The following is a 23,844-nucleotide window of genomic DNA, read 5'->3' as shown; positions in this document are numbered from 1 at the left end:
TTGCGACGAGCTTTCGGCCTGATCTTGCTGGCACTGGGCGTCTTCGCCGTCGCCGGGGCGGTGCTCCTCCCCACGTACGTCTACCCGAAGCTCGCCAAGGTGCCGCTGGACCAGGACTCCACGTCGGTGCTCGAGGGCACCGCGAGCAAGGTCCTCGCCGTGACCGACGACGGCTCCGGCCCGGTCTCGAACATCCGCGAGAACGCCAAGCTGACCGCGGTGGCGCACGTGCAGGCGAACTTCGCCGCGCCCGAGATGCACCAGGACACCGACTACGCGGTCTGGCTGCTCGCGGTGCAGGTCACCGACGACGCCGACGGCACGGTGCTCAGCGCGAGCAAGCGGCAGGTCTGCTTCGACCGGCGCACCGGCGAGGGCTACGACCCGCGCGGCGCGACCGACCCGTCGTGCGCGGCGAACAGCAGCTACGTCACCGAACTGAAGGACAAGGCCGACAAGGACGGTCAGAAGCCGCCGGAGACGAACGTCGAGAAGGCGCAGCCCGGCCTGAACTTCAAGTTCCCCTTCGGCACCGAGCAGAAGGACTACAAGGTCTACGACGACAACACCGGCGCGGCCGTCACCGCGCGCTACACCGGCACCGAGACGGTGAACGGGATCGAGACCTACAAGTTCGTCCAGGAGATCCCGGACACGAAGCTCGACTCGAAGAAGGTGCCCGGCTCGCTGGTCGGCTCCGACCAGTCCACTGTGGACGCGGATCTCTACTACCGCGGCGTGAACACCCTGTGGGTCGAGCCGGTCACCGGGATCGAGGTCAAGCAGCAGCAACAGCAGCACCAGGAGCTGCGCGTCGGCACCGGTGGCAGCTCGACGGTCGTGTTCGACGGGACGCTCGCCTACAACGGCAAGACGATCTCGCAGATGGTCGACCAGGTGAACGCGAACAAGGGCAAGCTGGAGTTCCTGTCGAGCACCGGCCCGCTCTGGCTCGGCATCGGCGGTGGCGTGCTGATCGTCGTCGCGATCATCCTGCTGGCCCGCCGCCGCCCGCCGGAGCCCCCGACGTCGCACCGGCGGCGCCAGGTGGCCTACGCCGGCAGCTGAGTCACTTCTTCCGCAGGACCAGGACCAGGTTCCAGGAGGCTATTTCCCGGAGGCCGGGAATCCGCACGATCCACATCGCCCAGCTCGGGTGGTACCGCGGATACCCGGCCACGAGATCGGCGAGCGGCGTCGTCTTCGCCCAGCGGAGCGCGGCGCCGACCGAAACCGGGAACAGGCTTTCGCCGAATTTGTTCTTCGGCTGCTTCCCCTCTTTCCGGGAATACCGCTCACGGGCGTAGTAACCACCGAGGAAATGCCACGGCGCGGTCTCGTGGCCGCCCCACGGGGAGAACCACGGCGTGAACGACGCGAAGACCGTGCCGCCGGGCTTGGTCACCCGGCACATCTCCTCGAGCATCACCCACGGCTCGCTGACGTGCTCCAGCACGTTCGACGAGTAGCAGACGTCGACGGAACCGCTGCGCACGGGCAGTTCCGTGCCGCTGGCGCGGATCATGTTCTCGCCGGGCTCGCCGCGCGCGGACAGCTCGCCGACGTCCGGGTCGAGGCCCAGGTAGACCGCGCCGGCGGCGCGGAAGGCCTCGGAGAAGTACCCCGGCCCGCCGCCGACGTCGAGCACCGTGCGGCCGGACAGCGGAGTGTGCGCCGCCAATTGCCGGACCGAGTCGGCGGCCAGCGCGGAATAGAAGCCGTCCGGGTCGGTCTGCTCGGTGAGGAACGTGCGGAAGAGCGTCACGGAACGGCCGAGCGTGGCCCGGTGCGGCCGGTCGACAACAGAATTACCTACCATTGAACCGTCGCTTTCCCGATTACGTTCATCTACTGTGTACGCACCGGTAACCTAGCATCGTCGCTACAGTTTGGATAACCCGATGGAACGACCTCGCGTGCTCCTCGTCAACTGGCGCGACACCGGCCACCCCGAAGGCGGCGGGTCGGAGCGGTACGTCGAGCGGATGGCCGAAGGGCTCGCGAGAGCCGGGTACCGGGTCGAAATCCAGTGCGCCGCCTACCCGGGCGCGACCGCGGGCGAGTGGCGCGAAGGTGTCCGCTACCGGCGGCGCGGCAACAAGTTCGGGGTGTACGCGCACGCACTGCGCGCCATTCGCCGGGCCCGCGCCGACCTGGTGGTCGACGTCCAGAACGGCATGCCCTTCTTCGCCCGGCTGGTCGCCGGGTGCCCCGTGCTGGTGCTCGTGCACCACGTCCACAAGGAACAGTGGATCAGCGCGCTCGGCGAGACGCTGGGCCGGGTCGGCTGGTGGATCGAGTCGCGGCTGGCGCCGTGGCTGTTCCGGAAGTGCCGGTACGTCACGGTTTCCGAGGTCACCAGGACCGAGCTGGCCGGGCTGGGCGTCGACCGCGCCCGGGTGGCCGTGGTGCCGAACGGACTGGACGCGCCGCCGGCGTGCGTGTCCGGACGGGACGCGACACCGACGCTGGTCGCGGTGAGCAGGCTGGTGCCGCACAAGCGGATCGAGCACGCCATCGACGTCGTCGCGCGGCTCGCGCGGAGGTGGCCGTCGCTGAAGCTCGAGGTGGTGGGCCAGGGGCCGTGGGACGAGGTGCTGCGCGAGCACGCGGCTTCGCGCGGGGTCGCCGACCGCGTGGTCCTGCACGGCTGGGTCGACGAGCACGCCAAGCACGAGATCCTCGCGCGGTCGTGGCTGCACCTGTGCCCGTCGGTCAAGGAGGGCTGGGGCATCGTCATCATGGAGGCCGCGGCGCACGGCGTGCCGTCGGTCGCCTACCGCGCGGCCGGTGGCGTGGCCGAATCCATTGTGGAGGGCCGCACCGGCCTGCTCGCGAACGACTTCGAGGACTTCACGGCCCAGGTGGACGGCCTGCTCGCGGACGGCCTGCGGCGCGCGGAGATGGGACTGGCCGGCGCCGAGCGAGCCGGGATGTACAGCTGGGACGCGAGTGTCGGGCAGTTCGAGGCGTTGGTACGGGACGTTTCCGGGGTTCCGGCGCCTCGGCCGCGCGTGCTGGGTCAGGTGGCGCGCGGCGAGGCGCTGGCCTCGTGAACCGCGGCCCGGAACTCCTCCAGCAGCCGCCCGGCCGCGGCCTCGTCGAAGTCGCGACGACGGGCCCGCACCGTCACCGTGGTGACCTCCCCCGTCGTCGCCGCGCCGAACGCCACCCCTGACCGCCCACTCGCCGCCGGGTAGAACGCCAGCGAGCGCACGGAATCCCCCGCGGACACCACGCCCAGGTTGGACACCAGGAACGTCGAGCCGAGCCGGCTCGCCAGCAGCCGCGTGCCCAGCCGGGCGAGCCTGCTGCTGCGGGCCGGGAAGTCCGGTTCCGGTGCCTGGGCCGCGAGCACCGCGGCGACGTCGGCGCCGGGCCGCAGCCGCAGCCGGAAGAACGCGCTGTCGTGCACCGGTTCCGGCGCCGCTCCGGGGCGCCACGACGCCCCCAGCGCGGCCACGACCCGCGCGGTGCGGGCGCCGTGCGCGCGGTTCCAGCGTCCGGTGGCCCGGGCGGCGGCCGCGACGAACCCCGCCGCGCCGAGACGCAGCCGTGGCTCGTGCCGGGCGCGGAAGACGTCACCGGCGGCCGGTGCGACCCGGTCGGGCGTGATGCGGCCAGGCGGCGCGAAAAGCGCCTCAGCGAGCCGCTGGAGGGCCGAAAGGGCAAAGGGTTTCCCGCCGGTGCGTTCGCCGATACCCCGCGCCGCCGAGGAAACCGGGACGTCGAGGAGGATGCCCAGCAGCGAGAGCAGGCCGAGGCCGTCGAGGGCGCCGTGGTGCGCGGCGACGAGTAACGTGGACTCGCCGACCGCGATCCGCAGGAGCGGCGCAGCGCGTTCGTAAGGCGCCGAAGCGAACCGGTCGCGGGTGGCCGGCAAGTCCGCGGCCCGCTCGATTTCCGGCACGGCACCGAGGTGCGGGTACTGCTGGACGGCGGCCGCCAGCCGGGCGCGGAGCTTCTCCGGTTCCGGTGCGGCCGTGCCGAGTTCCGCTTCGAGGAGGATGCTCCAGGAAACGGTGGGGTCGCCGTAGAGCCCGACGACGCGGTGGGCGTGGTCGGAGGCGAGCCGGGTCACGCGTCAGCGGTTCCCGTAGATCTTGCCGGGGTGGTCGGCGGGGTTGTACTTCACCTGTGCGTTGAGCTTTTCCTGCACCTGGGCGGAGCTGTCCGGGTCCGCGCCCTTGGTGAGGGCGAAGCCCGCTCCGGTCGCGAGACCGCCTCCGAGGATGACGGCGGCGACCACGCCGATGACCGTGCCCACGTGTCACTCCTTCCGCGGCGGGAGATTCCTGCCGCGGCCCAATGTACGCATCGGTAACATGCGGCACAACACTGCGACGCACAGCGACGCGAGCACTACTCCGTTCGCCGCCAGGGCGGGCGCCCACGAAATCGGTTTCACCGCCGGCTCACCCGGGGTCCGGTACAGCGTCAGCCACTCACCGGACCACACCGGCGTCGCGCCGGCGAGCAACCGTCCGTCGACCTCGCCGGGTGTCCCGTGCTCGACGAGGATCCAGCCGATGCCCGCCGCCGTCAGCTCACGCGCGGACGTCGCGGCGCGGACGTCGCCGATGCGCGGGTCCTCGCCGGCGACGCGGTCCGCTCCCACTTGGAGGGTGTCGTCCATCAGCACGGGTTTCGGCAGGACGCGCGGCGCCGGGTCGAGCTGGGTGCGGTCGTCGTTCCAGGCGAACCCCCGGAACGCCGACAGCGGCAGCGTCAGCACGTCGCCGGGACGGTCACCGAGCACTTCGGACACCGCCTGCCAGTCGGCGGGGTACCGGACGGTGGCCAGCCGGCCCCAGCCACCCCACGCCAGATCGGGCAGGGTGAGCAGCGGGAAGAGGGCCGCCGCCGTCACGAGCGCGACGCGCCCGCGCCCGGTCTTGAGCTTGGCCGCGGCGACCTCGACGGCCAGCGCGAAACCCAGTGCGAGCGGCAACGCCCACCAGGCGACCCACTTCTGGGCGTCCCGCAGGAGCCCGGCGCCGGGCAGGTGGCGCGTGGCGGCGGTCAGCACCGCGTCCCCGCCCGGCAGTGTGGCCAGTGCCGCGAGCAGCACGCCCGCGGCACCGAGGGCGAACAAGGACCGCGCGGGCGCCTTTCCCCACCTTTCGGTGAGCGGCTTGAGCCCGGCCACCGCGATGGCGACCACGACGAGCGTCAGCACCGGGACGAGCGGCATGGCCCGGCTGCCGGGAACCGTTTCGGAGTTCCAGATCCCGCCCAGGCCGAGGACGCTGAGCAGCGCGGGGCCCCAGCTTTCGGCGCGGGCGCTGAACGCCGTGACGCCGGCCGGGTCGGAGTACGTGCCGCCGGCGTCGAGGAACGTCGGGACCAGCCACGGCAGGTTGAGCACGATCGCGATGGCGAGGGTCTGCCAGAGGCGGCGGGAACCGGCGGCGACGGCCATGACGACGGCCGCGAGCACGCCACCCGGCGGAGTCAGGACGGCGGGCGCGCAGGCGAGCACCAGTCTCGGCAGCGCGTTCGGTTCGTGCTTCCGTGCGGCGAGGCCGGCGCGGACGATCCAGGGCAGGGCCGCGTAGGCCAGGAGCAGCGGCCAGTGCCCGATGAAGAGCCGCTCGGCGACGTACGGCGTCCAGGCGTACGCGGTCGCGGCGACGAGCCGCGTGCCCAGGTGTTCGGTCGGGACGAGCCGGCCGGCGCCCTGCGCGGCGGCGAAGATCGCCAGCAGCAGCACGATCTTCTGGACGATGTCCCCGGGCAGCGCGGTGGTGGCGAGCGCGACGGCGGCGTCGGCGGGGACGGACCGCGGCAGCGTGCTGCCGATCCCGAAGGCGTCCGGCACGAAGTACTGGCGGGGCGCGAACACCATGTCGTAGCTCAGGACGAACCCGCGGCCGAGCAGCGGCGCGCACACGGCGAACGCGAGCAGGGCGGACACCGCGGGGAGCGCGAGCCGTCTGCCCGGTGCGTCCACTGCCCTTCCTTTCCGGTGTCCGCGCGGTTAGGGTCCCTGGAAATTACCCGCCGGTAATGGGAGCCCGCCGTTGAGCGTAGCCACCGAAGTGCCGGCCCGGACCGGCAACCGGGTCGCGGCGATCCTCGTCTCGCTCGCGCTCGCGGGCAACAACGCGGGCAGCTACGTGCTGAGCCTCGCGGCCGCGCGGATCCTCGCGCCGGGGGCGTTCGGCGAGCTGAGCTCGCTGCTGGCGGTGCTGGTCATCGGCGTCGTCCCGGCGATGGGACTGCAGACGGTGGTGGCGCTGCGGGTCGCGCGCTCGTCGTCGTCGGCGCGGGGCTCGCTGTTCGCGCTGGGGCTGATGACGAGCGCGATCGTCGCGACGGCGGCGTTGACACTGAGCCCGTTGCTGGTGCTCCTGCTCCACCTGGGCTCGCTGACCCCGGCGCTGCTGGTGACGGCCGCGCTCGGGCCGTTGACGCTGCTGGGGGTCTTCCACGGGCTGCTCCAGGGCGCCCACCGGTTCGCGCTGCTCGCCGGGCTGATCGCGCTCGAGGGCGTGGGCAAGGTCGGCGGATCGCTGGTGGGGTTGCTGGTGTCGGGCTCTTCCACGGGCGCGCTGGCCGGCACCGCGCTCGGGTCGCTGGCGGTGGTCGTGGCGGGCTGGTGGGTGTGCGGGCGCCCGCGGCCCCGCTGGGCCGACCGCCACGGCGTGGAAGTACTCCACACGGCGCAGGCGATGCTGGCGCTGGTGCTGCTGGTGAACCTGGACCTGGTGCTGGCGCGGCACACGCTGCCGTCGTCGTCGGCCGGGGAGTACGCGCTCGGGGCGATCGTCACGAAGATCGCGTACTGGCTGCCGCAGGCGGTGGGAGTGCTCGTGCTGCCCCGGTTCGCCGCTTCTTCCGGGCGCCGGCGGGCGTTGCCGGTGGCGTTGGCGGTGTGCGCTTTCCTGGATGCGTTCGTGGTGCTGGCATCCGTGGTGCTGGGGCCGTCGTTGCTCGCGGTGATCGGCGGTGCGCGTTACGCCGGGAGCACGATGCCGGTGTGGCCGTTCGCGCTGGCGGGGTCGATGCTGGCGCTGGTGCAGATCCTGTTGTACGCGCGGCTCGCCGACGGGGATCGGCGGGTCGCGGTGCTGATGTGGGCGGCCGTGGGCGTGGAGGCGTTGCTGGTCACGGCTTGGCTGCACGGATCGGCGACGCAGGTGGTGACGGTCGCGGCTTGCTGCGCGGGCGGGCTGGCGGTGGCGGGCGCGGTTCTGGAGCTGCGGGCGCGGCGGGTTTCTTGAGCCTGGCCGGGATGACATGAACGACTCGTTCATGCCATCCGCCAACCGCCCAAGGCGAGAGGCCCCCGAGAACGGGCACCGACGAGAACCCAGACTCCCCCGCACCCCGATCCGAAGCCAGAACACGGCCGGCAGCGCCGGGTCAAGGCATCTTTCCCGCCTTGACGCGGTGTTGCCGGCCGTAGTCACAATGACAGCTTCGGGGTGCCGGAGGGGCTTTGGCAGGACAGCTGTCCCCGCCCGGCACGACCGCCCGCGGAACGCTGGGCCGAAGAGGCGCTTCAGCAGGATGCCGAGCTCCCCGGCTAACCAGCCGGTTCCGTCGGGTTGTCCTTGCGGGTGAACCAGTCCACGCACGTCGCCACCATCGCGGCCGCCGCCAGGAGCAGGGCCGCCTGGGTCACCGGGCCGTACGCCCACTCCTGGCCGTGGCCCAGTACCCGGCCCGTCACCGACACCACCGCCGCCACGGCCATCCCGCCGAACGCCACGTACCTCGGCGCCCGGTCCCAGAACTGCCGCGCCAGCAGGCACGCGATCAGCAGCACCACCGGCAGCATCCCGCCCAGCGCCACCAGCAGGCCGATCAGCACCACCGGCACGAAGGAACCGCCCGGCGGCACCGCGAACGGCCGCCGCCGGGCCGGCCAGAAGACGCCCACCAGCAGCAGGACGACCGCCACCGCACCGACCAAGAGCGAGCTGCGGTACGCCGAGTCCGGCGCGAACGACAGCGACACCACCCCGCCCGCGCCCGCCGGGACGATCCACGCCTGCTGCCAGCCGTCGACGCGGGTGCGGGCCAGCTCGCGACCGTCCATTGTGGCCACCCAGCCCGCGTTCGCGTTCTCCGGGACCGCCAGCACCGCCTCCGCGCCCGGCGCGACCGTCACCGATCGCGAAGCCGCGTCCCACTTCCCCACCTGCACCGCGCGGTGCACCGGCGGGGTGGCCGCCACCGCCGGGCGCAGCCACAGGTCCTGGACGACGAAGGAGTCCGACCGGTCGGTCCGCAGCTCGTGCCCGCCGGACGGCAGCGAGATCCCGCCCTCGGAGTCCCGGCACATCCGCAGTTCCAGCGGCCGGTGCGCGGTGATGTCGGACAGCGTCCCCTGCACCGACGTCCGGTAGTCCAGGCCGTCGAGGTGGACGTTCGGCCCCGACCCGCACGGCACCGTGAACGCCGGGTCCGGCCCGGGCAGCAGCCCGTCGGTGCCCGACAGCTCCAGGCTCCCGATCCCCACCACCGCGCGCGCGGCGGGGTCGTCGTCGTCGCCCGGCAGCACGATCTGCAGCTGGTCGGTGTCCAAGGGCTCGAAGGACGCCGATCCGCCCGCGTCGAGCTGGACCGTGCGCGACCCGGACTTCCCCACCAGCTCCAGCTGCCGCGGCGCTCGCGCGCCGCTCGCCGGCGCGACCCCGATGTGCAGCCCCGAAATCCGCTTCGGGGCGGTCCAGTTCAGCGTGAGTGCCGGCCGCAGGTCGGTGACGTCGGGACGCCACGTCGTGCCCGCGTCGCCGTCCACCGCGGCGAACCCGCCCGCCGCCGGGTCGCCACCCAGCTGCGACGTCGACGCCACCGTGACCCCCGGCAGCGCGACCGGGTTCTTGCCGCCGCCGGCGGGCAGCACCGAGCCGCCGACGAGGAACGTCTGCTCGGCCGGGGTGCTGAACAGGCGCCGGATGCCGTCGGGCTCTTCGCCGTCACGGGCCGCGGACGCGTCGCACCGCACCGCACCGTCGGCGGGCAGGCACGCGAACCGCGGCGCGGCGCCCCGCGTGAACGCGAAGCCGGGCGCGGGGCCGGCGGGCAGGTCGGCCGGGACTTCCAGCGCACGCTGCGGTTCGGTGCCGGGGATCTTCAGCTCCGCGATGCCGACGTTGCCGTCCTGGCGCCCGACCACCAGCGACAGCAACGTGATCCGCACCTTGCGCGTCACGCCCGCCGCCACGGCGTAGGTGTGCGGCCCGGCCCCGCGGATCACCTGCTGGTCGACCGAGCCGTTGTCGGTGGTGATCCGGACCCGCGTCGCCGGCCAGCCGACGCGGAGGTCGTCGACCATCTCCAGGTCCACCGAGTTCACCAGCCGAGGCGTGTCCAGCTCCACCTCGAGCCACTGGCCGATCGGCCCGGTGAACGACGACGAGCGCCACGACGTGCGCGGGTCACCGTCGATCGCCGCGAACGGCTGGTGGCCGGGGTCGGACCCGCCGAACGCGTCGGCGAACGACGCGGCCGTCGACGCCGTCACCGCGCGGATGCCCCGGTAGGCGGCGACGGTCTGGTGCTCCTCACCCGGGAACGGCAGCACGTCCCCCGCGGCGCGCTGCTGCCGGAACGCCTCGCCCGCGGTCAGGGTCTGGCTGAGGTTGTCGCGCACGCCACCGACGTTCCGTTCGGCCCGGCGCAGGCCGTCGGTCACCAGCCGGGGGCCGCCGGGTGAACCGCCGTCGCCGGTCAGCACCGTCGGCGTCGCCGGGTCGAGCTGACCGGAATCGATCAGCGGGAGCAGGTTCTCCGGGCCGCCGCTCACGGTGGGGACGTCCGTGGTGGACGTCGCGGTGGCGAGCGGCACCGGTTTGCGCACCTCGTAGACCTCGAGCGGCCCGAACTCCGCCGCCTTGCCGATGCCGGGCGAGCCGGCCAGCCCGGCCCGCAGGGTCGCCACCGGCGGCGCGGACGTCCGCTCGCGGTCGATGTCGTTGCGCAGCAGCAGGAACCGGTAGCCGGACCGCGCGAGCAGCGCGGCGAGCCCGGGATCGCCGCGGCCGTCGGCCAGCGCCGCGTCGACCGAGTCCATCAGCCGCGTGTTGCCCTCGGACCCGAGCGGCACCTGGTTGCGCACCGCCCACGGGCTTCTCGCGATGGCCTGCGCGGGTTCGTCGACCGTGCGGCCCCAGTCGTACTCGCCGAACCCGGTGGCCGGCAGCAGCAGCGTCCGGGCGTTCGGGTCGGCCTTGGCGACGTAGCCCATCGCGTCGTACCAGTAGCCGGGAACCTCGTCCCAGCCCGGGCCGGACCGCAGGTTGAGCAGCCACGCGGGCGCGGCCATCACGAGCACCAGCAAGAGCCCCAGAGCGGGCCGGAGGAACCGGCGCGCGGACCGCACCCGGACCGGGCTCGCGATGCCGTGCACGAACGCCAGCATCAGCGGCAGCCGCAGCACCGGTTCGAACTTGTGGACGTTGCGCAGCGGGGCGAGCGGGCCGTCGAGCAGGTGCCGGACCTGTTCGGCCACCGGGCTGTCGAGCGTGCCGACGTACCCGATGGTCAGCAGCGTCAGTCCGGTGAGGACGCCCAGCACGAGGAACCGGCGTTCCGGCAGGCCGCGCCGGGTCAGGCCGAGCAGGCCGACGCCGGCGACGAGGCCCGTCGCGAGCATCAGCACCGGGTTGTCGATCAGCGACCAGCCGCCCGGCCACCACGGCGTGCCCTGCACGACGTAGGCGACCCACTGGTTGGTCCCGCGCAGCACCTCGAACAGCGACATCGGCGCGGTCGTGTTCGTCGCGGACTCGATGTAGTCCAGGAACGGCAGGCTGTACTCGCCGAGCAGCAGCAGCGGCAGGATCCACCACAGCGTCGCGCCGACGACGAAGACGAACCACCACAGCACCAGTTCGACGTGGTGGCGCGTCCACTTGCGCGTCAGCAGCCACAGTCCGGGCAGGACGAGCGCCATCACGACCATCGCGCCGTTGACCCCGCCCATGCACAGCACGGCGACGGCCGACAACCCGGCCGCCCGCCGCGGCGAGCCGATCGTCCCGGCCCGCACCAGCGGCACCAGCACCCACGGCAGCAGCACCGCGGGCAGCATTTCCGCGGACAGGCCGCCGATCTCGGTCAGCATGCGCGGCGCGAGCGCGTACCCGACCGCGCCGATCAGCCGCGTGCGTTCGGTGCCGAGCTTCATCGCGCGCGCCAGCAGCAGGGCCCCGCCGAACGCGGCGACGAGCAGGATCGCGCCCCACAGCCGTTGCGCGATCCACGCGGGCATCCCGACGGCCTGGCACAGCGCGAAGAACGGGCCCATCGGGAAGAGATAGCCGTACGCCTGGTTCTGCAGCTCCCCCGCCGTCGCCTGGGGGTTCCACAGGTGCAGCGCGCGGCCGAGGAACGCGAGCGGGTCGACGGCGAGGTCGAGCTTGGTGTCGAACGTCGTCTTCCCCGGCATCTGCAGGAATGACAACGTGGTCAGCGCCAGCGCGATCCAGGTGCTCGGCCGGCGGAAGAACGCGCCCGCCGAAAACTTCCGGGCACCGTCCGAGGGCGGGGCGTCGTCCCGGGACCGTTCGCGGGTGGCGGTTACCATCCGGTAGATACTAGGCCGAAACCTGGCTACCATGTGCCGACAGTTTTGTTGGAGGCACAGTTCCCGACTTCTGGCAGGTGCGCCATCTCCTTCGATGATGCCTGGGCTCTGGCCGAGCCGGTCAAGGGCTGGATGACGCGCGCGCAGGGCGAAGCGCTGTGGGACGCGGTGTGCCGCCTGGAGAAGGGCGACGTCGTCCTGGAAATCGGCAGCCACCAGGGCAGATCCACGATCGTCCTCGGCGCGGCCGCGCGCACGGTCGGCGCCACGGTGATCGCCGTCGACCCGTTCGTGGACGGCAGGCTGTTCGGCGGATCGCCGACCCGGCAGCTGTTCGAGCGCAACATCCGGCAGGCCGGGCTGGACGACGTCGTCGAGCTCGTCGCCGGTTACAGCACGCAGCTGCGCCCTGACTGGGACCGGCCCTTACAGCTGCTTTACATCGACGGCAAGCACGACTACTGGACCTACACCGACGACCTGCGCTGGTCGGCACACCTGCCGCCGGGCGCGGAAATCCTGGTGCACGACTGCTTTTCCTCGATCGGCGTCACGCTCGGCACGATCGCGAAAGTCCTCTTCGGACGCCGGTACACCTACGTGGACCGGGCGACGTCGCTGGCGCGGTTCCGGCTGGCGCCACCGTCCACGGCGGACCGCGTCCGCGTGCTGGCGCAGCTGCCGTGGTTCCTGCGCAACGTCGTGGTGAAGGTGCTGCTGCGCCTGCGGTTGCGGCCGGTGGCGCGGCTGCTCGGGCACGACAGCCCGTACGACCCCTACTGAGCCACCGGTTTCCCGACCTCGACCTTCGCGACGCAGACCGGCGCGCCCGGGCTCGACAGCCGCAGGTCGACGTGGTCGAAGAGGCCGTCGACCGGCAGGTACAGCGAGTGCAGCCCGGCCTGGAACCACACCGGCGTCCGGTCGACCAGGCCTTCGCCGCCGTCCGAGGTGAAGTAGTCGAGCTTCAGCAGGTACCTGCCCAGCAGCGGCTTGTCCAGCGGAACGCGGATCGGCGTCTCGCCGACGGTGTACCCGCAGTTCGGCACCGGTCCCGTGGCCCCGCGGGATTCCGCGGCCACGCCGGTGATCAGGTGCGGCGTACCGGTGGCGTCGAGCTGGTGCATCCGGTTCGTCGGCTGGTCGAAGTGCGTGCCGGGGATCAGGCCGGCCACGCGCGAGGCCCGGGAGTCGGCGCCGAACCACTCGTGCACCACGTCGGACGGCACGAAGGTGTCGAAGAAAACGAGCTCCGGGTCCTCGGCGACGGCGGCCCGGACGTTGCCGAGGTACTGCGCGGAATGCCCGAACCGCACCGCGGGCGCCAGCCCGGAGAACCCGATCGCCGAACTGACGAGCAAAAGCACGCAGCAGGCTAGCGCGATCGGCCGTTCACGCTTTCGGCCGGACGGCGCAATTCCGCCGGGCCGCAGAAAAGCGAACGCTCCACAAAGGGCGGCCGCCAGCGCGAGATCGGCGACGTACCGCGGGTCGTCGCCCGCCGACGGCCCGACTTCGCGCAGCCGGGTCAGCGCCAGCAGCCCGACGTCCACCGCGAACAGGGCCGCGAGCAGCGCCCACGCACCCCACGCGCGCCGTCCACCGGCACGCACCCCGGCGATCACCACGGCGATCGCGGCGACGAGCAGCGCCGCGACCACCGCGAACGGCGACGCCGCCCAGGTCGCGCCCGCACCGGCGCCCGACCACGGCCCGCCGGCCAGGCCGGGCAGCAGCGTGTCGCCGAGCATCCGGCCGGTCAGGTCGGCGACCGTCCCGGCCGACATCGGTCGCGCGCCGGCGCCGACCTGGCTCGCCGTCACCGCGAAGTAGCCCGCGACGAACGCGGCCAGCAGCACGGAGTGCCCGGCCCAGTAGCGGGCGTGGTCCCGGAAGGACCGTCCGAGCAGGACGGTCACCCCGGCCAGCAGCACCGGGATCAGCGCGGCCTTTTCGTAGAACGCGAGGCCGAACAGCGTCCAGGCGAACGCGCCGATCCACCACCGGCCGCCGCCGTCGAGGTAGCGGACGTGCGCGTGCAGCGCCCCGGCCGCGGCCAGGACGACCGGCACGAGCTGGACGCCGAACGACCACCACAGCGTCGGGACCAGCAGCAGCGTCGAGGCCGTGAACACGGTGAACGGCACCAGGATCGCCCAGCGGCGGCCGAAGCAGCGCACGAGCACGCACCAGAACAGGACCGTCGCGACGGCCCGCATCAGCAGCAGCGGGGCCATGAGCAGGGCGAAGTTCAGCGGTGCCCACCACGTCAGCACCGCGGCGAGGAAGAACCCGCCGGGCTGCAGGTGCCCGTGGTAGTCCTGGAAGAGGTAGCCGAGGTCGAAGGGCCCGGCCGCGGCGGCCCGGTAGGTGACGACGAAGTCGTCCTGCGCGAAACTCCCGTGCAGGGCCGCCCAGGCGTGGAACGCGAACGGCACCACGCCCGCGACGAACGCCGCGAGGACCACAGTGGACGGTCTTCGCGGCGCCCGGGAGGCGGGCTTTTCCATCTCCACCAACACGGGCGTCCTCAATTCTTGCAGGCGGGCGGCTGGCACATGAGCTTGCTCAGTGCCTGGTAGAAGACGTCGGAGATCTTGCGCGGGTCCGGCGTGGTGAACGACTCGCCGCCGGTGGCGGCCGAGACCTGGCGCAGCTCGCTCGCGTCGATGTCCGGGCCGATGCCGATCCCGATCACCGGCAGCGGTTTCCGCGGGTCCTGCAGGCGGCCCAGCTCGGCCAGCAGGCCGGGCAGCCCGACCGAGTCGCTGTCCTCGTTGCGGCCGTCGGTGAGCACGACGACGACGTTGATCCGGCCGAGCTGCCAGTTCTGGCGGGCGTTCTGATACGCGGCGAGGATCGAGTCGTACAGCCCGGTCGCGCCGCCGGGCTTCGGCTTCACCGCCTGCAGTGTCGCGACACCGCCGGCGGCCAGCTGCTGGGAGATGGGCCGCATCGGCAGCAGTTCCTTGTAGTCCTTGTCGCCGTCGAGCTTGGTGGAGAACAGCCAGAGCCCGATTTCCGTCGTCGGCTTGAACAGCCCGAGCCCCTGCGTCGCGGCTTCCAGCGTCAGCGCCATCCGGCTGCGCCCGGTGCCGGGCACGGTGGCGGCCATCGAGCCGGAGACGTCGAGCAGCACCTGGACGCGCGCGCTGAGGTTGGCCCCGGCCCAGGCTTGCAGCACGCCGTACATCGCGTCGGGTGCCGGTGGCCCGGCCGGGCGCGGCGCGGCGTCGGTGCGCGTGTCACGGGGCCGGTCGCCGAGCAGCTGCCCGGCCGGCGTCCGGAACCCGGCGTCGGCGAACGACTTCGTCGCGGTCTGGTCCAGCAGCAGCCGCAGGAACCGCTCGGCGGCCGACCGCGAAGCCTCCGACGCGCGCGGCAGCACGACGTACGGGTAGTCGAAGCTCGGCACCCCGGCCGCCGGGTACGCGGCGACGAGCTTGCGCGCCAGCACGGACTGCTCCGACGCGGGTGCGGCCGTGAACGGCTGCTTCACCGCCGACACCTTGCGGATCTCTTCGGTGAACGCGGCGCCGGGGTCGGGCGCGTCCTTCGTCAGCTGCTGCAAGCCGATCAGCGCGGCGATCGCCGCCGGGTCGCGGCCCGGGTCGGGCAGGCCGACCGGGCCGCCCGCGAGGACGTCCGCCCAGGACGGCGACTTCCCCGGCCAGCCCGCCCGCTTCGCGACGTCGTCGGTCAGCGCCAGTACGACCGGCGAGCTCGCCACCGACTGGCCGGACTCGGGCAGGTTCCACGCGCCGAGGTCACGCGCCTGCAGCAGCCAGCTGCTCGACTCCGGCACCCAGACGTCGGGGCCGTTCGCGCCGTTGGCTTCGAGCGCCGCCGCGGTGGCCGTCGACGCGGCCGCGGTGACCTCGACGGTGTAGCAGTCCGGCTCCGGCACGGTCCGGGCGAGCGCGCCGAGCACCGGCGCGACGTCGGGCGCCGCCGTGATGTGCACCGGCGTCGTGGTGTCGCAGCCGCCGGCGGCGAGGCGGTCGCGCAGCCAGTCGGCACCGGCCCAGGCGAGCAGGGCCACCACGAGCAGCACGCTCAGGACGACGACTCGCGCGTCGACGCGCCGGGCCCGCGCCGGGTGTGCCGCCATGCACTCGCCTTCCCTCGTGAAGTCCTGGCAGCTTGCCAGCCGGGTGAGCGGGAAGCCAGCCCCGATAGCGGAAAGTCACCGCGGGTTCGTGAACGAGTGGTGAAGAAATCGCGCGCTGCGGCCGTTTTGGTGATCGGCTGCCAGTGCGTAACATTTCCGCTTGACGCCCGTCCCACATGGGTAACAGCACGATGGCGGATCGCGGAGACGATTTCGCCGTCCCCGAAACGGCGAACGGCACCGAACGGAGACGTAACCCGTGCGCACGATGTACGACGCGGTCACGGCCGCGAACATCCCCGCCGGCGCGCAGATGGTCGCGGGGTACATCGACCGGATCAAGCTCGAACCCTGGTCGGACGCCGACTGGGCCCGCTTCCCCAACGCGGTCAAGGTCACCATCGTCAAGAAAGCGAGTACCAACGCCGGGCACGTCTTGGACGTCGAACCCGGTGACGCCGCACCGGGCGAGGCGCCGGGGTGGGTGCGGATGCGCCGCGAGGCGGGCGCCGACCCGACGGTCTACTGCAGCCTGTCGACCTGGCCGGCGGTGCGGTCGGCGTTCTCGTCGGCGGGCGTCGCCGAGCCGCACTACTGGATCGCCCACTACAACGGCGATCCCGCGATCCCCGACGGCGCGATCGCCAAGCAGTACCGCGGAGACGTCGCCCCGGGCTACGACGTCTCGTCCGTCGCGGACTTCTGGCCCGGAGTGGACGGAAACGGTTCCGCCTCGACCGGAGTGGAGATCATGGAGCGCATCACCGTCACCCCGCCCAACGGCAACCAGAACGCGGTCCGCGTGTTCCTGTCCGGCAGCCCCGGCGCCGCGGTGGTCATCCGGCCGCGCCTCGGCGGTGACGGCTTCTCGAAGCCGATGTGGGTCGGCGACATCTTCGCCTGGGGCAACGACCACCAGGGCGTCGGCCACAACCCGACGCAGACCCCCGGCTACAACAACAAGCTGACCTCCCACCGGCGCTACGACCTGCCGGGCGCGGTGTGGGCCGACATCAACTACAGCGCGGCCGAACCGTTCGAGATCGACATCGTCGGCTAGCGACACCGCACGCGTTCCGGGTCCGGGTCCCTGGCAGGATCGGGGCATGGAACGCGTGCTCGGCATCGGTGGGTACTTCGTCCGCGCGGCGGACCCGGAGGCGCTGGGCGCCTGGTACCGGGACTGCCTCGGCCTGGACCTCGACGCGACCGGCGTGTGGCGGCAGGAGCCGGGGCCGACGGTGTTCGCGCCGTTCGAGTCCTCGACGGACTACTTCGGGGCGCGGTCGCAGCAGACGATGCTGAACTTCCGCGTCCGCGACCTGGACGCGATGCTCGCGCAACTGCGGGAGAAGGGCGCCGACGTGGTCGACGACGTCCAGGAGATGGACGGCGTCGGCCGGTTCGGGTGGGTGACGGATCCCGAGGGGAACCGCGTCGAGCTGTGGCAGCCCGCCTGATCGCCTCACGCGGGCGGGAGAGCGCGGCAGAGGGCGTCGACCGCCGCCGGGTAGGCGTGCTCCGGCGGGGTCGCGTAGCCGACCACCAGGCCGTCCATTGTGGACATGTCGGTGCCCGGGTGGCGGAACGCGGCCAGTCCGTCGAGCGCGAGTCCTTGCCACGCCGCGGCTTTCAGCGCCGACTGCTCGGTGCCCGGCGGCAACCGCAGCACCGCGTGCAGTCCCGCGGCGATGCCGGTCGGCGCCACGTGCGGTGCCCGTTCGGCCAGCGCGTCCACGAGCAGGTCGCGGCGGCGCCGGTAGCGCTGGCGCATGCGCCGGATGTGCCGGTCGTACGCACCCGCCTTCAGGAACTCCGCGAGCGTGAGCTGGTCGAGCACCCCCGCCCACGCCTCGCGCTCGCCCTTGGCCGCGAGCACCGCGTCCACCAGTGCCGCCGGCAGCACCAGCCAGCCGAGCCGCAGCGCGGGTGAGAGGCTCTTGCTCACCGAACCGATGTGGACGACGTGCTCGGGGTCGAGACCCTGCACCGCGCCGACCGGCTTGCGGTCGTAGCGGAATTCGCCGTCGTAGTCGTCCTCGATGAGCACGCCGCCGGACGAGCGGACGTGGTCGAGCACCGCCGTGCGGCGGTCGTGGTGCAGCGGGCCGCCGGTCGGGAACTGGTGCGCGGGCGTCAGCAGCACCGTCGGCACCGCCAGTTCGCCGACGCGTGCGCCCTTTTCGTCCAGCGCAAGGGGAATCGTCTCGACGCCGGCCTCGGTGAAGATCGAGCGGTGGAACGGCAGGCCGTACGCTTCGACGGCGAGCGGGCCGGCCAGCACCGCGGGGAACAGCAGCCGCAGCGCGTGCGCGAACCCCGAGCACACGACGATGCGCTCCGGTGACGTCCGCACCCCGCGGGCCCGCGCGAGGTAACCGGCCAGCGCTTCCCGCAGCTCCGGCCGTCCACGCGGGTCGCCGGGCCCGAAAGCGTCGTGCGGGGCGACGTTCAACGCTCGCCGCGCGGCGGCCAGCCAGTCCGTGCGCGGGAACGACGTCGCGTCCGGCTGGCCCTGGCGCAGGTTGTACCGCGGCGCCGGGACGGGCGCTTTCTTCGGCGTCCGCGCCGGCGGGAGCGGCTCGGCCCGCGAGGCGACGCGGGTGCCGGAGCCCTGGACCGCGGTCAGCCAGCCCTCGGCGACCAGTTCGGCGTAGGCGTCGGCGACGGTGTTGCGGGCCAGCCCCAGGTCCGCGGCCAGCGCGCGGTACGGCGGGAGCCGGGTGCCCGCGGCGAGCCTGCCGGTGCGGACGGCGTCGCGCAGGGCGGTGATGAGCGCGGCCCGCTTGCCGCCGCCCGCCAGCTCCAGGTGGAGGTCGACCCCCGAATTGACCCACGATTCCGGCACAGAAATGCACCCTACACGGAGGTCAAAGCGGCCCTAGATTTCTGGTCATGACGAACTCCCGCATCAACTTCGCCAAGACCGCCCCGAAGGCCTTCAAGGCCCTGATCGGCTTCGACGCCGCCGCCCGCGCCGGGCTCGACCCCGCGCTGGTGGAGCTGGTCCAGATCCGCGCGTCTCAGCTCAACCGCTGTGCCTACTGCCTGCACATGCACACCTCCGACGCCCGCAAGGCCGGCGAGAGCGAAGAGCGGCTGCACATGGTCGCGGTGTGGCACGAAGCCGCGCACTTCTTCAGCGAGCAGGAGCAGGCCGCGCTGGCCCTGACCGAGGCCGTCACGCTGGTTTCCGGCGGCGTCCCCGACGACGTCTACGCCCGGGCCGCCGGCCAGTTCGGCGAAGCGGAACTGGCGCAGCTGCTCGCGCTGATCTTCACGATCAACACGTGGAACCGCATCGCGATCACCACGGCGAAGGTGCCCGGCACGGACGAGCGGGTCGCGCGATGAGCCGCCGTCCGGGCGCCGTGCTGGCGCTGCTGGCGTTCGCGCAGCTGATCATTTCCCTCGACTACAACATCGTGTACGTGGCGCTGCCGGACATCGGCCGCGACCTCGGGTTCTCCGCGCAGAGCCTGCAGTGGGTGGTGAGCGCGTACGCCGTGGCGTTCGGCGGGGCGCTGCTGCTCGGCGGCCGGGCCTGCGACCTGCTCGGCCCGCGCCGGGTGTTCGCCGCCGGGTGCGCGCTCTACGCGGGCGCGTCACTGCTGGGCGGGCTGGCCGGGGACCCCGGCCTGCTCGTCGCCGCCCGGGCCGGGCAGGGCCTGGGCGGGGCGCTGCTCTTCCCCGCGACGCTCACCCTGGTCAGCACGTCGTTCGCGGCCGGCCGCGAGCGCGACCGCGCGTTCGCCGTCTGGGGTACGGCCGGCGGCAGCGGGATGATCCTGGGCTCGCTGCTGGGTGGCGTGCTGACGCAGGCGTCCGGCTGGGCGGCGGTGTTCTTCGTGAACGTGCCGCCGGCCGCGGCGGCCGCGGCGCTCGCGTTCGTCCTGCTGCCGGCCGGCCCGGCCCGGGTGCCCGGCCGCCGGTTCGACCTCCCCGGCGCGCTGACCGCGACGCTCGGCACGGCGCTGGTGGTCTTCGCGCTGGTCGAAGGCCCGGAGCTGGGCTGGGGCGCGGTGCTGGTCCCGGCTTTCGCCGGGTTCGCCCTGCTGGCCGCGTTCGCCGTGATCGAGCGCCGCGGCCGCGACCCGCTGCTGCCCTTGCGGTTGCTGCGGGAGCGCAACCTCGGCACCGGGGTCGTCGTGACGTCCCTCTACATGGGCACGTTCGGGACGGTGCTGTACTTCCTCACCGCGTATTTCCAGGGCGTGCACGGTTACGGGGCGCTGGCGACCGGGCTGGCGTTCGGCGTGCCGATGGTGGCGATCGCGGCGGGCTCGCAGGCGGCGGGCCGGCTGGCCACCCGCTACGGCACCCGTCCGACGCTGGTGGTTTCGCTGGTCGCCGGCGGAGCCGGAACCGTCCTGCTGGGGCTGTCGATGACGCTTTCGGCGTCCTACCTGGACGTCGTGCCGGCCCTGGTCGTGCTGGGCCTGGGCCAGGGAGCGGGGTACACGCTGATGTTCGGCGCGGCGACGGCCGGGATTCCCGCGTCGGAGCAAGGGATCGCGTCCGGGGTGGCTTCGACGGCCCAGCAGGCCGGCGGGGCGGTCGGGCTGGCGGTGTTCGTGGCGGTGGCCGGCTCCGGTGCGTCCGAAGTGGACGGTCTGCGCACGGCGGTGCTGCTGGCCGCGACGGGAATCGCGCTGACGGCGGTGGTGGCGCTGCGGTTCCGCGGCTCCCGGGCGACGGTGCCGGCCTGAGCAGCCCCCGTTTTCCACGCTACCGGAGGGCACCGACGATTCCGGCGCGGTCGGGCGCGGCAAACGTCTTGACTGACTCGTTCAGGTCGTCGGCCGACCTGAACGAGTCAGTCAAGACAGCGGGGTCAGTCGGCGAGGGCCAGCAGGTCGGCCTCGGGGACCGGCTCCCCGGCCGGCTTCCGGCGGGCGACCAGGCCGCTGATCGCGATCAGCAGGCCCAGCACCGCGATCCCGGTGACCACGCTCAACGCCGGCGTCAACCCGGTGAGCAGCGCGGCCGGGGAGGCCTCACGCCCGCCGTTGGCGGTCAGGACCGCCGTCACGACCGCGAGCCCGATCGCGCCGCCGACCTGCAGCGACGTGTTCAGCAGACCGCCCGCCAAGCCCTGCTCGCCGTCCGGAATCCCGGCCGTGGCCTGGATGTTCAGCGAAGAGAACGCCAGCGTGAAGCCGATGCCGAGCAGGATCATGCTGGGCAGGACGCTGCCCGCGTAGCCCGAGTGCTCGTCGATGCGCAGAAACAGCGCGTACCCGATGACGTGCGCGACCACGCCCGCGAAGATCGTGCGCGGCGTGCCCACGCGGTCGATCAGCGGCTCGATGCGCGGCGAACCGAACGCCACGATCAGCGCCGCCGGCAGGAAGCCCAGCGCCGTCTGCAGCGCGGACCACCCCAGGACCCGCTGCAGGTAGAGCATCACGACGAACTGGAACCCGATGTACGCGCCGAAGAACAACGCGCCGCCGAGGTTCGCCCGCGCGAGCGGTCCCGAACGCAGGATCCCCAGCCGCAGCAGCGGGTGGCTGCTGCGCTTTTCGATGACCACGAACGTCACCAGCAGGGCGAGCGCGACGACGAACGTGATCAGCGTCCGCGGCGCGGCCCAGCCGACCTCCGGTGCCTCGACGACGCCGAACACCAGCAGCAGCGACCCGGCAGCGCCGGTGATGGCGCCCGGGAAGTCGTAGCCACGGCCTTCTTCCCGCTGGTACGACGGGATCAGCTGCCACGCCGCGGCCAGCGCGACGAGCGCGATCGGCGCGGGCAGCAGGAACGTCCAGCGCCAGCCGACCTCGGTCAGCAGGCCGGAGAACACCAGACCGGCGGAGTACCCGCTGGCGCCGAACACGGCGAAGATGCTGATCGCCTTGTTGCGGGCCGGGCCCTCCTGGAACGTCGTGGTGATGATGGACAGCGCGGCCGGCGCCGTGAACGCGGCGGCCAGGCCCTTGATGAAGCGGCTCGCGATGAGCAGCGCGCCGTCGTCGACGAGCCCGCCGAGCAGCGAGGCCAGCGCGAACACGGCGACGGCGACGAGGAACACGCGGCGGCGGCCGAGCAGGTCGGCGGTGCGCCCGCCGAGCAGCAGCAGCCCGCCGTAGCCCAGGACGTAGCCGCTGACGACCCATTGCAGCGCGTTGGTGGACAGGCCGAGGTCGGCCTGGATGGCGGGGAGCGCGACCCCGACCATCGACACGTCGAGCGCGTCGAGGCCGATGACGATCGAAACGGTGAGCAGGACACCCCAGAGACGTGCGTCCCACCGGGTCGAGGTGGTGGACAAGGACACGGAAGAGCTCATGGCGGCGACATTACATGCACGCGCATCTAATGTCGATGCATTTAATGCACTTGCATCTGATGCCTGTGCATGATAAGTTGGCCGTCGTGAGCGACGTCGCCGAGCAAAGCCTGGTCGAGGAGTGGCACGAGCTGCTGGCCCGCTACTCGGCCGTGTTCACCGCGCTCGAGTGCCGGCTGCAGGAGCGCCACGGCATCGGCGCGAACGAGTTCGAAGCGCTGGAGCGGCTCGCGACGTGCGAGTTCAAGTGCCGCTCGGCCGATCTGACCGGCGCGATCCACCTCAGCCAGAGCGCGACGTCCCGGCTGGTCGCCCGGCTGGAGAAGGAAGGCCTGGTCGAGCGGGCGCTGTGCGAGGTCGACCGGCGGGGCATCTTCGTGACGCTCACCGACGCCGGCCGCGAGAAGTACCTCGAGGCGAAGCTGACGCACCGCGAAGTGCTCGACGAGACCCTGCGCTGAGCGTCAGCCGACCGGCCCTTCGGCGGCCGTCACCTGGAGCTGCTGCTGCCCGCCCGACGCGTCGGTGACCGTCAGCGTCAGCTTGTCGCCCGGGTGGTGGGTGTCCATGACGTTCGTCAACGTCGTCGCCGAGTCGATCGGCTTGCCGTCGATCGCCGTGATCACGTTCCCCGCCGCCAAGCCTGCCTTCTGGGCCGGACCGCGCGGGACGACCTCACGGACCTGGGCGCCGCCCTGGCCGTCCGCCACCGAGACCCCGATGAACGCGGTCTTGCCGATGTGGATCTTGTCCGTCGCCGTGCCCGCGACGATCTTGTGCGCGATGTCGATCGCCTGGTTGATCGGGATGGCGAAGCCCTGCCCGGCCCCGCCGCTGCGGCGGCCGTTGAGCTGGTAGCCGGTGGACGCGGCCGTGTCCACGCCGATGACCTGAGCGTCCGCGTTGACCAGCGGCCCGCCCGAGTCGCCGGACTCGATGTTCGCGCGGACCTGGATCAGCCCGGTGAGCTGCTCGGACGACCCGCTGGACTCGTCGGAGGCGGTGATCGACTGGTCCAGCGCCGTCACCGTGCCCGGCGCCGGCACCGGGTCGCCGCCCTTTCCGCCGGCGTTGCCGAGGCCGAGGATCTGGTCGCCGACCTTGACCGTGCCCGAGTCGCCGATGCTCGCGGTCGGCAGGCCGGAGGCGCCTTCGAGCTGGATGACCGCGACGTCCTCGCTGCGGTCGTAGCCCACCACGTGCGCCTTGTACGTCTCCCCGGTGCCGATGCTGGTGGCCTTGATGCTGGTCGCGCCGGCGACGACGTGGTTGTTCGTCAGGATCTCGCCGTCCGCGGTGAGCACGATCCCGGTGCCCGCCGCGGCCGCGCCCTGCAGCCCGAGTTCGGTGTTGATGTTGACGATCGCCGGGTTGACCTTCGCGGCCACGGCGTCGGCGTCGAGCACCGTCTGCGACGACGTGGGCTGCCCGGAGAAGCCGAAGTTCTGGTTGCCGCTCGCGCTGGGGCTGGTGGAGGCCGAGATGAGGTGCCCGATCCCCAGGCCGGCGACCACGGCGAGCGCCACCGCGACGACGGCGAACGCCAGCGCGCGCACCGGCCGCCGCCGCGGCGGCGGCGGAACGGGCGGCGGCGGGTAGCCGTACCCCTGCCGGCCGTAGGGAGTGCCTTCGTGGCCGTAGTAGTAGCCGGAGGAGGCGCCTTCCTGGCCGTAGTACCCCGGCTGGGTGTACTGGGGCGGGTACGGGCGACCCCACTGGTCACGGGGCTGCTGGTCGTAGTAGCCCCGGCCGTGGCCGTACGGGTACTCGCCGCCGCCCTGCGGTCCTCGGTCGTACTCGCTCATGCACAGCTCCAGCCCTCGACAAGCCTCCGGCCGTTCCAGGAAACGCCTCGTTCCTGAGAATTTCCTGGCGCCCTTCCATGGACTTGCTGTGGAT

At 72.6% G+C, this 23,844-nt stretch carries 19 protein-coding genes; 9 read left to right on the top strand and 10 right to left on the bottom strand.

Annotated features, from left to right (window positions below):
• On the top strand, positions 1-1,068 hold the full coding sequence (locus tag ACWEVP_RS19085) for a DUF3068 domain-containing protein (RefSeq protein WP_452063854.1): 1,068 nt from the start codon (positions 1-3) through the stop codon (positions 1,066-1,068).
• 1 nt (position 1,069) lies between these two features.
• Here the strand turns inward: ACWEVP_RS19085 and ACWEVP_RS19080 are convergent, their stop codons facing one another.
• Positions 1,070-1,765, bottom strand: coding sequence for a class I SAM-dependent methyltransferase (locus ACWEVP_RS19080; protein WP_452063853.1), 696 nt, complete (start codon positions 1,763-1,765; stop codon positions 1,070-1,072).
• Between the two features lie 136 nt (positions 1,766-1,901).
• Between ACWEVP_RS19080 and ACWEVP_RS19075 the strand changes: the two genes are divergently transcribed.
• Entirely contained in the window at positions 1,902-3,056 is a 1,155-nt protein-coding gene (locus ACWEVP_RS19075; protein ID WP_452063852.1) for a glycosyltransferase family 4 protein, read from the top strand.
• Here the strand turns inward: ACWEVP_RS19075 and ACWEVP_RS19070 are convergent.
• From ACWEVP_RS19070 to ACWEVP_RS19060, 3 genes are read right to left on the bottom strand one after another with little or no spacing between them, the layout of a single operon-like run.
• Positions 3,023-4,081, bottom strand: coding sequence for a hypothetical protein (locus tag ACWEVP_RS19070; RefSeq protein WP_452063851.1), 1,059 nt, complete (start codon positions 4,079-4,081; stop codon positions 3,023-3,025). The genes ACWEVP_RS19075 and ACWEVP_RS19070 overlap by 34 nt on opposite strands.
• A 3-nt stretch (positions 4,082-4,084) precedes the next feature.
• Complete coding sequence (locus tag ACWEVP_RS19065) at positions 4,085-4,267, bottom strand: hypothetical protein (protein ID WP_400893745.1); 183 nt, start codon at positions 4,265-4,267, stop codon at positions 4,085-4,087.
• A 3-nt stretch (positions 4,268-4,270) separates the two neighbouring features.
• Positions 4,271-5,953: a hypothetical protein gene (locus tag ACWEVP_RS19060; protein ID WP_452063850.1), complete on the bottom strand. Its 1,683-nt coding sequence runs from the start codon at positions 5,951-5,953 to the stop codon at positions 4,271-4,273.
• Positions 5,954-6,023: 70 nt separating this feature from the next.
• Here ACWEVP_RS19060 and ACWEVP_RS19055 point away from each other — a divergent pair, with 70 nt between their 5' ends.
• Positions 6,024-7,226, top strand: a complete 1,203-nt coding sequence (locus tag ACWEVP_RS19055) for a polysaccharide biosynthesis protein (protein ID WP_452063849.1) — start codon at positions 6,024-6,026, stop codon at positions 7,224-7,226.
• A gap of 305 nt (positions 7,227-7,531) precedes the next feature.
• On the opposite strand, the gene ACWEVP_RS19050 is transcribed toward ACWEVP_RS19055, so the two are convergent.
• On the bottom strand, positions 7,532-11,542 hold the full coding sequence (locus ACWEVP_RS19050; protein WP_452063848.1) for an alpha-(1->3)-arabinofuranosyltransferase domain-containing protein: 4,011 nt from the start codon (positions 11,540-11,542) through the stop codon (positions 7,532-7,534).
• 132 nt (positions 11,543-11,674) lie between these two features.
• On the opposite strand from ACWEVP_RS19050, the gene ACWEVP_RS19045 reads away from it, so the two are divergent.
• Positions 11,675-12,325, top strand: a complete 651-nt coding sequence (locus tag ACWEVP_RS19045; protein WP_452063847.1) for a class I SAM-dependent methyltransferase — start codon at positions 11,675-11,677, stop codon at positions 12,323-12,325.
• On the opposite strand, the gene ACWEVP_RS19040 is transcribed toward ACWEVP_RS19045, so the two are convergent.
• Positions 12,319-14,052, bottom strand: a complete 1,734-nt coding sequence (locus tag ACWEVP_RS19040) for a hypothetical protein (RefSeq protein ID WP_452064009.1) — start codon at positions 14,050-14,052, stop codon at positions 12,319-12,321. The genes ACWEVP_RS19045 and ACWEVP_RS19040 overlap by 7 nt on opposite strands.
• Before the next feature lie 20 nt (positions 14,053-14,072).
• Entirely contained in the window at positions 14,073-15,653 is a 1,581-nt protein-coding gene (locus ACWEVP_RS19035) for a substrate-binding domain-containing protein (protein ID WP_452063846.1), read from the bottom strand.
• Between the two features lie 259 nt (positions 15,654-15,912).
• Between ACWEVP_RS19035 and ACWEVP_RS19030 the strand changes: the two genes are divergently transcribed.
• Positions 15,913-16,713, top strand: coding sequence for a hypothetical protein (locus ACWEVP_RS19030; protein ID WP_452063845.1), 801 nt, complete (start codon positions 15,913-15,915; stop codon positions 16,711-16,713).
• 46 nt (positions 16,714-16,759) lie between these two features.
• On the top strand, positions 16,760-17,113 hold the full coding sequence (locus ACWEVP_RS19025; RefSeq protein ID WP_452063844.1) for a VOC family protein: 354 nt from the start codon (positions 16,760-16,762) through the stop codon (positions 17,111-17,113).
• A 5-nt stretch (positions 17,114-17,118) separates the two neighbouring features.
• On the opposite strand, the gene pdxR is transcribed toward ACWEVP_RS19025, so the two are convergent.
• Complete coding sequence (pdxR, locus tag ACWEVP_RS19020) at positions 17,119-18,501, bottom strand: MocR-like pyridoxine biosynthesis transcription factor PdxR (protein ID WP_452063843.1); 1,383 nt, start codon at positions 18,499-18,501, stop codon at positions 17,119-17,121.
• A gap of 47 nt (positions 18,502-18,548) precedes the next feature.
• On the opposite strand from pdxR, the gene ACWEVP_RS19015 reads away from it, so the two are divergent.
• Both ACWEVP_RS19015 and ACWEVP_RS19010 read left to right on the top strand, forming a co-directional pair.
• Positions 18,549-19,007: a carboxymuconolactone decarboxylase family protein gene (locus ACWEVP_RS19015; protein WP_452063842.1), complete on the top strand. Its 459-nt coding sequence runs from the start codon at positions 18,549-18,551 to the stop codon at positions 19,005-19,007.
• Positions 19,004-20,362 carry an MFS transporter gene (locus tag ACWEVP_RS19010; protein WP_452063841.1) on the top strand — a complete coding sequence of 453 codons (1,359 nt, stop codon included), beginning with the start codon at positions 19,004-19,006 and terminating at the stop codon, positions 20,360-20,362. The genes ACWEVP_RS19015 and ACWEVP_RS19010 overlap by 4 nt, the downstream gene beginning before the upstream one ends.
• Before the next feature lie 125 nt (positions 20,363-20,487).
• On the opposite strand, the gene ACWEVP_RS19005 is transcribed toward ACWEVP_RS19010, so the two are convergent.
• A complete protein-coding gene (locus ACWEVP_RS19005; RefSeq protein WP_452063840.1) occupies positions 20,488-21,945 on the bottom strand; it encodes an MFS transporter in 1,458 nt (485 codons plus the stop codon).
• Positions 21,946-22,031: 86 nt separating this feature from the next.
• Here ACWEVP_RS19005 and ACWEVP_RS19000 point away from each other — a divergent pair, with 86 nt between their 5' ends.
• Positions 22,032-22,406, top strand: a complete 375-nt coding sequence (locus ACWEVP_RS19000; RefSeq protein WP_452063839.1) for a MarR family winged helix-turn-helix transcriptional regulator — start codon at positions 22,032-22,034, stop codon at positions 22,404-22,406.
• Positions 22,407-22,409: 3 nt separating this feature from the next.
• On the opposite strand, the gene ACWEVP_RS18995 is transcribed toward ACWEVP_RS19000, so the two are convergent.
• Positions 22,410-23,750 carry a S1C family serine protease gene (locus ACWEVP_RS18995; RefSeq protein ID WP_452063838.1) on the bottom strand — a complete coding sequence of 447 codons (1,341 nt, stop codon included), beginning with the start codon at positions 23,748-23,750 and terminating at the stop codon, positions 22,410-22,412.
• Between the last annotated feature and the right edge of the window lie 94 nt (positions 23,751-23,844).

The sequence above is a fragment of the Amycolatopsis sp. NPDC003865 genome, from assembly GCF_053605345.1.
This window is presented reverse-complemented; position numbering and strand designations above follow the sequence as displayed.